This is a genomic window from Stenotrophomonas maltophilia (assembly GCF_002799155.1).
Lineage (GTDB): Bacteria > Pseudomonadota > Gammaproteobacteria > Xanthomonadales > Xanthomonadaceae > Stenotrophomonas > Stenotrophomonas maltophilia_R.
The window spans coordinates 3,129,815-3,141,595 of record NZ_NERD01000002.1 but is presented as its reverse complement, the minus strand read 5'-3'; the positions used below and the strand labels follow the sequence as shown (position 1 = coordinate 3,141,595).

General features: G+C 67.4%; 10 protein-coding genes. 3 read left to right on the top strand and 7 right to left on the bottom strand.

The annotated features are described in order from the left end of the window. Nucleotide 1: 1 nt before the first annotated feature. Complete coding sequence (locus B9Y82_RS15095; protein ID WP_014648346.1) at nucleotides 2–649, bottom strand: protein-L-isoaspartate O-methyltransferase family protein; 648 nt, start codon at nucleotides 647–649, stop codon at nucleotides 2–4. A gap of 140 nt (nucleotides 650–789) precedes the next feature. Next, complete coding sequence (locus tag B9Y82_RS15090) at nucleotides 790–1,467, bottom strand: TetR/AcrR family transcriptional regulator (protein WP_100473859.1); 678 nt, start codon at nucleotides 1,465–1,467, stop codon at nucleotides 790–792. A gap of 118 nt (nucleotides 1,468–1,585) precedes the next feature. Here B9Y82_RS15090 and B9Y82_RS15085 point away from each other — a divergent pair, with 118 nt between their 5' ends. After that, nucleotides 1,586–2,716, top strand: coding sequence for an efflux RND transporter periplasmic adaptor subunit (locus B9Y82_RS15085; protein ID WP_100473858.1), 1,131 nt, complete (start codon nucleotides 1,586–1,588; stop codon nucleotides 2,714–2,716). A 4-nt stretch (nucleotides 2,717–2,720) separates the two neighbouring features. Further along, entirely contained in the window at nucleotides 2,721–5,882 is a 3,162-nt protein-coding gene (locus B9Y82_RS15080; RefSeq protein WP_100473857.1) for an efflux RND transporter permease subunit, read from the top strand. A 94-nt stretch (nucleotides 5,883–5,976) separates the two neighbouring features. Here the strand turns inward: B9Y82_RS15080 and B9Y82_RS15075 are convergent, their stop codons facing one another. Then, nucleotides 5,977–6,882: a LysR family transcriptional regulator gene (locus tag B9Y82_RS15075; protein ID WP_100473856.1), complete on the bottom strand. Its 906-nt coding sequence runs from the start codon at nucleotides 6,880–6,882 to the stop codon at nucleotides 5,977–5,979. Between the two features lie 117 nt (nucleotides 6,883–6,999). Between B9Y82_RS15075 and B9Y82_RS15070 the strand changes: the two genes are divergently transcribed. Then, entirely contained in the window at nucleotides 7,000–7,773 is a 774-nt protein-coding gene (locus B9Y82_RS15070) for an SDR family oxidoreductase (RefSeq protein WP_100473855.1), read from the top strand. A gap of 114 nt (nucleotides 7,774–7,887) precedes the next feature. Here the strand turns inward: B9Y82_RS15070 and leuB are convergent, their stop codons facing one another. Genes leuB through B9Y82_RS15050 form a run of 4 tightly spaced genes read right to left on the bottom strand, consistent with a single transcriptional unit; the run spans nucleotide 7,888 to nucleotide 11,775 of the window. Then, nucleotides 7,888–8,952, bottom strand: a complete 1,065-nt coding sequence (gene leuB, locus B9Y82_RS15065; protein WP_100473854.1) for a 3-isopropylmalate dehydrogenase — start codon at nucleotides 8,950–8,952, stop codon at nucleotides 7,888–7,890. Next, nucleotides 8,942–9,520, bottom strand: coding sequence for a 3-isopropylmalate dehydratase small subunit (gene leuD, locus B9Y82_RS15060; protein ID WP_100473853.1), 579 nt, complete (start codon nucleotides 9,518–9,520; stop codon nucleotides 8,942–8,944). The genes leuB and leuD overlap by 11 nt, the downstream gene beginning before the upstream one ends. Further along, complete coding sequence (gene leuC / locus B9Y82_RS15055; RefSeq protein WP_100473852.1) at nucleotides 9,520–10,938, bottom strand: 3-isopropylmalate dehydratase large subunit; 1,419 nt, start codon at nucleotides 10,936–10,938, stop codon at nucleotides 9,520–9,522. Before leuC ends, leuD begins: the two co-directional genes overlap by 1 nt. 60 nt (nucleotides 10,939–10,998) lie before the next feature. Continuing rightward, complete coding sequence (locus B9Y82_RS15050; RefSeq protein WP_100473851.1) at nucleotides 10,999–11,775, bottom strand: class I SAM-dependent methyltransferase; 777 nt, start codon at nucleotides 11,773–11,775, stop codon at nucleotides 10,999–11,001. Nucleotides 11,776–11,781: the final 6 nt, after the last annotated feature.

Genomic DNA, 11,781 nt, shown 5'->3' with positions numbered 1-11,781 from the left:
CTCAGAGGTGGAACTGGGGGGCCGGGGCGGCACCACGCAGGTAATCGATATCGGTCTCGAACAGGGACTCGCTGCTGCCATCGGCCTTGACCAGCAGGGCCTCCATCGCCGGCGAACGGCCATGGATCACGAACAGGCGACCACCCGGACGCAGCCACGAAGCGAACTGTGACGGCACGACGTCGACCGCACCAGTGACACAGATCACGTCAAAGCGGCGTTCGGTCTGCCAGGACAGGGCGTCGGCCACTTCCACGCGGACATTGGTGCCCAGGCCGGAAGCATCCAGGCGGGCGCGCGCGGCGGCGGCCAGCTCGGGGTCGATTTCCAGGCTCAGCACGTCGCGCGCCAGCGCGCCGATGCAGGCCGACAGGAAGCCGCTGCCGGTGCCGATTTCCAGCACTTCGTCACCCGGCTGCAGGTCCAGCGCCTGCAGGGTACGACCCTCGATGACCGGCTTCATCATCTTCTGGCCATGGCCGATCGGCAGTTCGACATCGGCGTAGGCCAGTGCCCGGTGTGCATCGGCGACAAAGGCCTCGCGCGGCAGGCGGGCCAGGACGTCGAGCACCTTGATGTCCAGCACGTCCCAGGGACGGATCTGCTGTTCCACCATCAGTTCGCGGGCGTGGGCGTAATCAATCGTCATGAGGTTCAAATCCAGCGCAGTGGGCCGGCCATTTTACCGGTGCCGGAGGCCGGCGGCGCGCCCAGAGCATCAGCTGCCGGGGGGCCGGGGTCGCAGTGCCGGAAGTCATCGCGACCTCCGGTTCATTCAGGTTTGCCGTTTCAGCCGGTTCCGGCCCCTCGCGGCGCATAGGCGCGCAGGAAGAAGTCGATGCTGGCGGTGACATGGACAAGAGGGTCGCACTCCACCGGTGACAGTGGCATGCCGCACATCATATGCATGTGCACTTCGCCCTTGACCAGGGTCAGGAACTGCTGGCCAGCCAGGTAATAGTCGGCGATGTCCAGTTCGCCGCGCTCACCGCGCGCGCGCAGGAAATCGGCCAACGCCTCGCAGGTACGCTCCGGGCCGGCCTGCCAGAACAGCTCGCGCAGGCGCTCATCGGTCTCCGGCGCCATCATCATGCGCTGGATCGAGATCGCCGCGTCGGAGGTGATCAACTCGAAGAAGGCCAGGCCGATACCGATCAGCTGGTCGCGCAGTGGGCCGTCAGCGTCGGCCACGAACAGCGCGTCCGGCAGCATTTCGATGCACTTTGACTGCACGGCTTCGGAGAACAGCGTCTCCTTGTCACCGAAGTGGCTGTACACAGTCAGCTTCGAGACGCCGGCCTGAGCGGCGATGGTGTCCATGCTCACGCCGGTATAGCCCTGTTCGATGAACAGTGCCTTGGCTGCTTCAAGGATCGCCGCGCGCTTGCCGAGGTCCTTGGGGCGCCCGGGTCCGGCGGCCTTGGCAGCGGGCTTGGCCGACGGCTTGCGGGAAGTGTGAGAACTCATCGCGACAATACTAGACCAAGCGGTTCGATATTTATACTATACCGGCCGGTTTATTAAATTGGGCCGGCAGTCCCGGCTCTCCCTTAGTTGCAACCCTGCGTTTTCAGGACGTTGACCGATGAAGATCGTGCGCTGGATGGGCGGTATGGTGTGGATGGCTGCGCTGGCAGCCTGTTCGGGACAGGAGCAGGCGCCACAGGCGGCCGTACCGGTGCTGGTGGTTCACCCCGGCGAGCAGGCCGGGCAAGCGCCGGCGGCGTTCCCGGGCACGGTGCGCGCACGGCAGGAAAGTCCGCTGTCGTTCCGCGTCGGCGGCAACCTGGTCAAGCGCCACGTCGATGCAGGGCAACGGGTGAAGAAGGGCGACGTGCTGGCCGAGCTGGACGTAGCAGACTTCGCACTGCAGGCCCGTGCCTCGCAGGCGCAGCTGGCTGCGGCCGAGGCCGATCTGGTGCGTGCCCGCGATGACCTCAAGCGCTACCAGGTGCTGGCCGACCAGCAACTGGTCAGCCGCTCGCAGCTGGACCAGCAGTCCGCCGCCTTCAAGGCCGCGCAGGGGCAGGCCAATGCCGCTCGCGCCAACCTCGATGTGCTGCGCAACCAGGCCGACTACGCGCAGCTGCGCGCGCCGGCCGATGGCGTGATCGCCAGCCGCGAGGCCGAAGCCGGGCAGGTGGTGTCGGCCGGCCAGACCATCTTCAACCTGGCCGCCGATGGTGCGCGCGAAGTGCTGATCGACCTGCCCGAGGGCACCATCCGCGACTATGCGGTGGGCCAGCCGGTCGAGGTGGAGCTGTGGAACCGCCCCGGCCAGCGCCTGCCGGGCACGATCCGCGAGATCGCGGCCGCCGCCGATCCGCAGGCGCGCACCTACGCGACCCGGGTCAGCCTGCCGGCCGATGCGCTGGCCGATGTCGAACTGGGCCAGAGCGCGCGCGTCTACAGCAGCGCTGGCCGCCACGGCACCCTGCAGCTGCCGCTCGGCGCGCTGCAGCGCGGCGCCAATGGTGCCGCCAGCGTATGGGTGGTCGATCCGGCCAACAGCACGCTGAAGGCCGCAGCGGTCACCACCGGCGCCTACGGCAGCGAGACGGTGCCGGTGCTGTCCGGGGTGGGCGCCGCTGACTGGGTGGTCGCCGCCGGCGGGCACCTGTTGCGGGCCGGCCAGCCGGTGATCGCCGTGGACCGCCAGAACCGCCCGGTGCTGAAGCCGGCCACGCCGGCCGCTGCCGCCAAGGCCAAGGAGTAAGCCGGTGCGCCGCTTCAATCTTTCCGAGTGGGCGTTGTCCAACCGCCCGTTGGTGCTGTTTGCGATGCTTGCCTTCGCGCTGATCGGCGCGTGGTCGTACAAGCATCTGGGCCAGTCCGAGGATCCGCCCTTCACCTTCAAGGCGATGGTGGTGCGCACGCTGTGGCCGGGCGCCACCGCCGAACAGGTTTCGCGGCAGGTGACCGAGCCGATCGAGAAGGCACTGATGAATACCGGCGAGTACGAGTTCATCCGCTCGTATTCGCGCCCCGGCGAATCGCAGGTCATCTTCATGGCGCGCGACAGCCTGCGCTCCAGGCAGATCCCGGACCTGTGGTACCAGGTACGCAAGCGCGTGGGCGATATCCGTCCCACGCTGCCGCGGGAGATCGTCGGCCCGTTCTTCAATGATGAGTTCGGCGACACCTACGGCAACATCTATGCCTTGACCGGCAAGGGCTTCGACTACGCGGTGATGCGCGACTACGCCGACCGCATCCAGCTGGAACTGCAGCGCGTTCCCGACGTTGGCAAGATCGACCTGGTCGGCCTGCAGGACGAGAAGGTGTGGATCGAGCTGTCCAACACCCGGCTGGCGACGCTGGGTGTGTCGATGCAGCAGGTGCAGCAGGCGTTGGCCGACCAGAATGCAGTGACCGGTACCAGCTTCTTCGAGACCGCCACCGACCGTGTACAGCTGCGCGTGACCGGCCAGTTCAACGACATCGAAGCGATCCGCCAGTTCCCGATCCGTGCTGGCGACCGCACCGTGCACCTGGGCGACATCGCCGAGGTCAAGCGTGGCTTCGCCGATCCGGCGTCGCCGAAGATGCGATTCATGGGCGAAGAAGCGATCGGCCTGGCGGTGGCGATGAAGGATGGCGGTGACATCCTCAAGCTGGGCGCCAACCTCGATGCCGAATTCGAACGCCTGCAGAAGACCCTGCCGGCCGGCATGCAGCTGCGCAAAGTGTCCGACCAGCCGCAGTCGGTGGAGGAGTCGGTCGGCGAGTTCGTGCAGGTGCTGACCGAAGCGGTGGTGATCGTGCTGCTGGTCAGCTTCTTTTCGCTGGGCCTGCGCACCGGCCTGGTGGTGGGCGTGACCATTCCGTTGGTGCTGGCGATGACCTTCTTCGTCATGCATTACTTCGACATCGGCCTGCACAAGATCTCGCTGGGCGCGCTGGTGCTGGCGCTGGGCCTGCTGGTGGACGATGCGATCATCGCGGTGGAGATGATGGCCACCAAGATGGAGCAGGGCTTCGATCGCCTGCGCGCGGCCAGTTTCGCCTGGGAATCCACCGCGTTCCCGATGCTGACCGGTACATTGATCACGGCAGCCGGCTTCCTGCCGATCGCCACGGCCGCCTCGAGCACGGGTGAGTACACCCGTTCACTGTTCCAGGTGGTGACCATCGCACTGGTGGTGTCGTGGATTGCCGCGGTGCTGTTCATCCCATACCTGGGCGACAAGATGCTGCCGGACCTGTTCAATCCGCAGCCGCCGAAGCCGGGCAGCCTGTCCGCGCGCTGGCTGGCCAAGCGCCGGCAGTGGGCCGATCGCTATCCGGCGCTGGCCAACCTGATCGCGCCGCCGCAGCATGGGCACGACCACGATCCCTACCAGCGCCCGTTCTACCGCAGCTTCCGGCGCTTCCTGGATGCCTGCCTGCGCCGCCGCTGGTGGGTGATCGCCGCAACCATCGCGCTGTTCGTGTTCTCGCTGATGATGTTCCGCTTCGTGCCGCAGCAGTTCTTCCCGGACTCGACCCGGCCGGAACTGATGGTGGACATCGAGCTGGCCGAGGGTGCCTCGCTGCGCTCGACCCAGGCCCAGGCCGAGAAGCTGGAAAAGCTGCTGTCCCGCCGCGAGGGCATCGCCAACTACGTGTCCTACGTGGGTACCGGTTCGCCGCGCTTCTACCTGCCGCTGGACCAGCAGCTGCCGGCGACCAACTTCGCCCAGTTCGTGGTGCTGGCCAAGGACATCGAATCGCGCGAAACCACCCGCGACTGGCTGCTGCACGAGGTGATCCCGAAGTTCCCGGATGTGCAGATGCGCGTGACCCGCCTGGAGAACGGCCCGCCGGTCGGCTACCCGGTGCAGATGCGCATCTCCGGCGAGCACATCGAGAAGGTGCAGGCGATCGCGCGCCAGGTCGAGGCCAAGGTGCGTGAGAACCCGCACGTGATGAACGTCAACCTGGACTGGAGCGAGCCGAGCAAGGTGGTGCGGCTGGTGATCGACCAGGAGCGTGCCCGCGCGCTGGGCGTGAGCAGTGCCCAGGTCAGCCAGTTCCTGGCCAGTTCGCTCGCCGGCCAGTCGGTGAGCGTGTACCGCGAAGGCAACCGCCAGATCGAGATGCTGCTGCGTGGACCGGCCGATGAACGCAACCAGCTGGAGCTGCTGTCCAGCCTGTCGATGCCGACCGCCAACGGCGGCAGCATCACGCTGTCGCAGGTAGCGACGATGGAGTACGGCTTCGAGGATGGCATCATCTGGCACCGCAACCGGTTGCCGACCGTGACCGTGCGGGCCGACATCAGCGATGGCATGCAGGCGCTGGACGTGGTCCACCAGATCGTGCCCACGCTGGATGGCATCCGTGCCGAGCTGCCCAGCGGCTACCTGCTGGAGACCGGCGGCACCGTGGAGGATTCGGCGCGCGGCCAGAACTCGATCAAGGCCGGCATGCCGCTGTTCCTGGTGGTGGTGGCCACGCTGCTGATGCTGCAGTTGCGCAGCTTCTCGCGTGCGGCGATGGTGCTGGTGACCGCGCCGTTGGGCATCATCGGTGCAACCCTGTTCCTGCTGCTGTTCCGCGCGCCGTTCGGCTTCGTCGCGCTGCTGGGCACGATCGCGCTGGCCGGCATGATCATGCGCAACTCGGTGATCCTGATCGACCAGATCCAGCAGGATATCGACGCCGGGCATGACCGCTGGCATTCGATCATCGATGCGACGGTGCGCCGCTTCCGCCCGATCGTGCTGACCGCGCTGGCGGCCGTGCTGGCGATGATTCCTCTGTCACGCAGTGCGTTCTACGGCTCGATGGCGATCTCGATCATGGGCGGGCTGATCGTGGGCACGGTGCTGACCCTGGTGTTCCTGCCGGCGCTGTACGCGGCGTGGTTCCGGGTCAAGCCGGACGAATCCGGGGCGTGATGCCCCGGGATTTCCGCCTGGGGTCGGGTCCCTTTCCCGCTGGGAATGGGCTCTGACCCCATCCACGATGTGCACATCCACGCACGGCGTGGAACTACTGCAGCTGCAGGCCAGTCTTCAGCACTGGCAGCAGCCATTCGATGAACACCTGCACGCGTGGCGCGCGGTGTTGCCGATGCGGCTGCAACAAGGTGACCGGCAAGGGCTGTGCGACATGCTGTGGCATCACCTCCACCAGTGCACCCGAGTTCAGTTCGGCCTGCACGTCGTAGCGCGGAATCTGCAGCAACCCCAGCCCGGCCACGCAGCAGGCGATCGAGGCCTCGGCGCTGTTGACCCGTACCCAGCCGGGCATCGGCACTGTGCGCAGCTGGCCGCCGTCCTGCCATTCCCAGGGTTCCACCCGGGCCGTGGTCGGCGACGCGTAGTTCACCGCGCGGTGCTGCTGCAGGTTGGCGGGGTGCTGCGGCACACCGTGTTCACGTAGGTAGGCCGGCGCGGCAACGTTGACGAAGTCGAGCTGGCCCAGCGTGCGCGCCACCAGACTGGAGTCGCCCAGCTGGCCGACCCGCAGCACCGCATCGCAGCCGTCTTCGATGAGGTTCACCGCGCGGTCGGTCATGCCCAGGTCCACTTCAACGTGTGGATGGCGCGCGAAGAAGTCGGGCAGGGCCGGGGCGAGGATGCGACGGCCGATGCGGCTGGGCACATCGATCTTCAGCAGGCCCACCGGCTGCGCGTCGTCCTGCCGGAACAGGGATTCGGCCGCTTCAACTTCGGCAATCAGGCGCAGGCAACGGGCATGGAACACATCGCCGTCATGCGTGGTGGAAACCCGGCGGGTCGAGCGCTGCAGCAGCCGGGTACCGAGCCGCTGCTCCAGCTCCGCAATCGCTGCCGAGACGGTGGAGCGGGGCAGGCCGAGCTGATCGGCGGCGCGGGTGAAGCTGGCGCATTCCACGACCCGGGTGAAGATGCGGAAACGATCGATCCGATCCATTGTTCGCTGACTCTGGAAAGTTAAGTCAATGTGGCGGGCTTTATCCGCATTTTCTGCACGATATCGTCGTCAGGGCAGGGTTGCCACCCCGGGCAGCCCCCTCGTGAGACCGAAGCCATGACCGACCATTCCCTCAAGGGCAAGACCGTACTGATCGCCGGCGGCGCCAAGAACCTGGGCGGACTGATCGCCCGCGACTTCGCCAGCCAGGGTGCCAAGGCCATCGTCATCCACTACAACAGTGCCGCCACCCAGGCCGATGCAGAAGCGACCGTCGCCGCCGTGCAGGCCGCCGGCAGCACAGCGGTGGCCCTGCAGGGAGACCTGACCTCTGCGGCAGCGATGGAGCGCTTGTTCGCCGATGCCGTGGCTGCGGTTGGCCGTCCCGACATCGCAATCAACACCGTCGGCAAGGTGCTGAAGAAGCCACTGCTGGAGATCAGCGAAGCGGAGTACGACGAGATGAGTGCGGTCAACGCGAAGGCTGCGTTCTTCTTCCTCAAGGAGGCCGGCCGCCACGTCAACGACGGCGGCCGCATCTGCACCCTGGTCACCTCGCTGCTGGGCGCGTTCACGCCGTTCTATTCCAGCTACGCCGGTACCAAGGCACCGGTCGAGCACTTCACCCGCGCGGCGTCGAAGGAGTTCGGTGAGCGTGGCATCTCGGTGACCGCGATCGGCCCGGGTCCGATGGATACGCCATTCTTCTATCCGGCCGAGAGTGCCGATGCGCAGGCGTATCACAAGACCGCAGCGGCGCTGTCCGCGTTTACCCGCACCGGCCTGACCGACATCGCCGACATCGTGCCGTGGATCCGCTTCCTGGTCACCGACGGCTGGTGGATGACCGGGCAGACCATCCTGGTCAATGGGGGTTACACCACCAAGTAACGCAGCCACGCATGAGGGGCTCTACCAGGCCTCGGTAGAGCCACCCCACGGGCGGCTGCGCACGGTTCAATGCCGGGCAACGGCCACGCATCGCGTGGCTCTACTGCACAGCGATTACGCGCTCAGGCGCGCCAGCACCGCATCCGTTGCGGCAGCGGGGCTCACCGCCCGGCCCTTGGCGGCCAGGTCGGCGGTGAACACGCCATCGTCCAGCACCGCATGTACGGCCGCCTCCACCGCGGCGGCTTCGGCTTCCAGCCCCAGCGAATGGCGCAGCAGCATCGCCGCGCTGAAGATCGTCGCGTAGGGATTGGCAATGCCCTTGCCGGCGATGTCCGGGGCCGAACCGTGGATCGGTTCGTAGATGCCGACCGCGCCCGGTTCGCCCAGCGATGCCGACGGCAGCAGGCCCAGCGAACCGGCCAGCATTGAAGCCTCGTCGGTGAGGATGTCGCCGAACATGTTCTCGGTCACGATCACGTCGTACTCGCGCGGCTTGGCCAGCAGGTGCATGGCCATCGAATCGACCAGCTGGTGCTCCAGCGCTACGTCCGGGAACTCGTCGCGACCGATGCGCGCGGCCACGTCACGCCAGAGTCGCGAGGTCTCCAGCACGTTGGCCTTGTCCACCGAGGTGACCTTGCCGCGACGCTGCTGCGCCAGGCGGAACGCACTGCGCAGCACGCGTTCGATCTCGGCCACGGTGTAGCGGCACAGGTCGCTGGCGCTGTCGGCATCGCGGGTCTTGTCGCCGAAGTAGATGCCGCCGGTCAGTTCACGCACCACCACGAAGTCCACCCCCTGCAGCAGCTCGGCCTTGATCGGCGAGGCGTGCAGCGCGGCTTCGTGGGTACGCACCGGGCGCAGGTTGGCATACAGGCCCAGTGCCTTGCGGATCGCCAGCAGGCCCTGTTCCGGGCGCACCTTGGCGTTCGGGTCGGACCACTTCGGGCCACCGACCGCGCCCAGCAGCACCGCATTCGCGGCCTGGCAGGCCGCCAGGGTCGACGCCGGCAGCGGTTCGCCGTGGCGGTCGATGGCGATGCCACCGATATCGTGCTCGCTGAAGGTGAAGGTGTGGTTGAAGCGTTCGGCGACCGCCTTCAGGACGGCCACTGCCGCGGCGGCCACTTCCGGGCCGATGCCATCACCGGGCAGGACAACAATTTCAGCGTGCATGCTCACTCTCGTAGCGTTCGATTTCAGGGACACGGCCCAACAGATACCCCAACTGGTCGACGCCTTCCAGCAGGCAGGTCTGCGAGAAGCCATCCAGCGGGAAGGAATAGACGCGGCCGTCCGGCGTGCGCAATTCGCGCGAGGCCACGTCGATGGTCAGCTCGTCGTCCGGGCGCTGCATCAGCGCCTGCACGTCGGCTTCGTCCAGCACGATCGGCAGCAGGCCGTTCTTCAACGCGTTGCCGCGGAAAATGTCGGCGATCTCGCTGCTGACGATGGCGCGCAGGCCCAGGTCGGTCAGTGCCCAGGGCGCGTGTTCGCGCGACGAGCCGCAGCCGAAGTTGCGGCCGGCCAGCAGGATGCTGCGGCCAGCGTTGTGCGGCTGGTTGAAGGCGAAGTCGGCTACTGGTGCGCCGTCGGCCTGCCAGCGCCAGTCATTGAACGCGTTGCGGCCGAGGCCGGCGCGTTCGGTGGTGGACAGGAACCGGGCCGGGATGATCTGGTCGGTGTCGATGTTGGTCTGGCGCAGCACCACGCTGGCCGAGGTCAGGGTACGGAAACCGGCCATCACGCCACCTCCTGTGCGAACAGGTCGCGGGTATCGGCAACGTGCCCGTTCACTGCGGCCCACGCGGCGCTCATCGGCGAGGCCAACAGCGTGCGCGAACCGGGACCCTGGCGGCCCTCGAAGTTGCGGTTGCTGGTGCTCACGGCCAGCTGGCCGGGTGCGACCAGATCGCCGTTCATGGCGATGCACATCGAACAGCCCGGCTCGCGCCATTCGGCACCGGCCGCGCGCACGATCTCATGGATACCTTCGGCCTCGGCCTCGCGCTTGACGATCTCCGAACCCGGCACCACCAGCATGCGCACCCGCTCGGCGACGCGGCGACCGCGCAGGACCTGCGCCACTTCGCGCATGTCGCTCAGGCGGCCATTGGTGCACGAACCGACGAACACCACGTCCACCGGCGTACCCGCCAGCGCCTTGCCGGCCTGGAAGTGCATGTAGTCCAGGCCCTTCTGTGCGGCGGCATCATTGGCCGCTGGAATCGGGGCATCCACCGCGATGGCGGTGCCCGGGTGGGTGCCCCAGGTCAGGGTGGGGCGGATATCGGCGGCGTCGATGTGCACCTCGTTGTCGAAGCGTGCGCCTTCATCGCTGCGCAGCTGCTGCCAGCGTGCCACGGCAGCGTCGAAGTCGGCGCCCTTGGGACCACGCGGGGTCGCGGCGACGAAGTCGAAGGTGACCTGGTCCGGCGCCACCATGCCGGCGCGTGCGCCGGCCTCGATCGACATGTTGCACAGGGTCATGCGCTGTTCCATGTCCATCGCTTCGATGGTGCTGCCACGGAACTCGATCACGTGGCCGGTGCCACCGTTGACGCCGATCACGCCGATGATGTGCAGCACCACATCCTTGGCACCGACGCCCGGCGCCAGGACGCCATCGACGGTGATTGCCAGGGTCTTGGCCTTGCGCTGCAGCAGGCACTGCGTGGCCAGCACGTGGCCGACCTCGCTGGTGCCGATGCCGAAGGCCAGCGAGCCGAACGCACCATGGGTGGAGGTGTGGCTGTCGCCGCACACGATGGTCATGCCGGGCTGGGTGAACCCCTGTTCCGGGGCGATCACGTGGACGATGCCGCGGTTGTCCGAGGCCATGTCGAACAACTCGATGCCGTGCTCGGCGCAGTTGCGCGCCAGCGTGGCGACCTGGGCTTCGGAGGCGGCGCTGGCGTAGGGCAGCGTGCCGTCGGCGGCGGCCGGCAGGGTTGGTGTGGAGTGGTCCATCGTTGCCTTGGTACGGTCCGGTCGGCGCGGTGACAGGCCGCGTTGGCGCAGTTCGGTGAACGCCTGCGGCGAGGTCACCTCGTGGATCAGGTGCAGGTCGATGTACAGCACGGCGGGCGCGCTGTCGGATTCAGGGACAACCACGTGGGCGTCCCACAGTTTGTCGTACAGGGTGCGGGGTGCGGAGGTCATGCGTATGCCTTGCAGAAGTACGAAGTTGCGGACATCGGAAAAGATGACGAATGGATCATGTCAGCGGCGACGGGCAAGTACCCGCAGCCGCACGTAGTCGGCCAGCGGCTGGCCGGCGGCGTTGCGCGGCAGGTGGGCCAGCAGCGCGGTGGCGGCCTCGCGCACGGTCGCGCGTGCCTCGGCGGGCAGGTCGTCCAGCAGCGGTGCGGCGAACACCCGCAGCCAGCCGGCCACGCCGGTCGGCAGTGCGGTCGGGCGCGGTGTGCACTCGATCAGCTGCACCTGGAAGCCATGCTGGCGCAGGCGATCGGCGTAGGCATCGGCAGTGGGGAAGTACCACTGGAAGGCGCTGGCACCATGGCCGTGGGCCACGCGCGCGGCCTGCACCGCCGCGACGATGGTGGCCACGTTGCCGTGGCCGCCGAACTCGGCGACGAAGCGGCCGCCGGGGCGCAGCGCGCGGCGCACGCCTTCCAGCACCTGATCGGGGTTGGTCATCCAGTGCAGTGCTGCGTTGCTGAACACCGCGTCGAACGCGCCGTCGAAGGACAGGGCATGGCCGTCCATCACCTGCGCATCGACGCCGCGCGCGCGGGCGGCGATCACCAGTTCCGGCGACGCGTCCACGCCATGGATGCGTGCACCACTCAACGCCAGTTCACTGCTGAGCACTCCATCGCCACAGCCCAGATCGAGGATGTACTCACCGGCGCGCGGGTCGAGCAGGCGCGACACCGCGTTGCCGAGCAGCGGCACGAAGCCGGCATCGATCGCGTAGTCCTGGGCGTTCCACTGCTGGCCTGCCGTAGCGGCCGTGGTCGTGTCGAAGGCGCTCATGTCAGG

Coding starts and splice junctions, on each gene's coding strand:
- B9Y82_RS15095 (WP_014648346.1), bottom strand. CDS start 649: ATGACGATTGATTACGCCCACGCCCGCGAACTGATGGTGGAACAGCAG.
- B9Y82_RS15090 (WP_100473859.1), bottom strand. CDS start 1,467: ATGAGTTCTCACACTTCCCGCAAGCCGTCGGCCAAGCCCGCTGCCAAG.
- B9Y82_RS15085 (WP_100473858.1), top strand. CDS start 1,586: ATGAAGATCGTGCGCTGGATGGGCGGTATGGTGTGGATGGCTGCGCTG.
- B9Y82_RS15075 (WP_100473856.1), bottom strand. CDS start 6,882: ATGGATCGGATCGATCGTTTCCGCATCTTCACCCGGGTCGTGGAATGC.
- B9Y82_RS15070 (WP_100473855.1), top strand. CDS start 7,000: ATGACCGACCATTCCCTCAAGGGCAAGACCGTACTGATCGCCGGCGGC.
- leuB (WP_100473854.1), bottom strand. CDS start 8,952: ATGCACGCTGAAATTGTTGTCCTGCCCGGTGATGGCATCGGCCCGGAA.
- leuD (WP_100473853.1), bottom strand. CDS start 9,520: ATGGCCGGTTTCCGTACCCTGACCTCGGCCAGCGTGGTGCTGCGCCAG.
- leuC (WP_100473852.1), bottom strand. CDS start 10,938: ATGACCTCCGCACCCCGCACCCTGTACGACAAACTGTGGGACGCCCAC.
- B9Y82_RS15050 (WP_100473851.1), bottom strand. CDS start 11,775: ATGAGCGCCTTCGACACGACCACGGCCGCTACGGCAGGCCAGCAGTGG.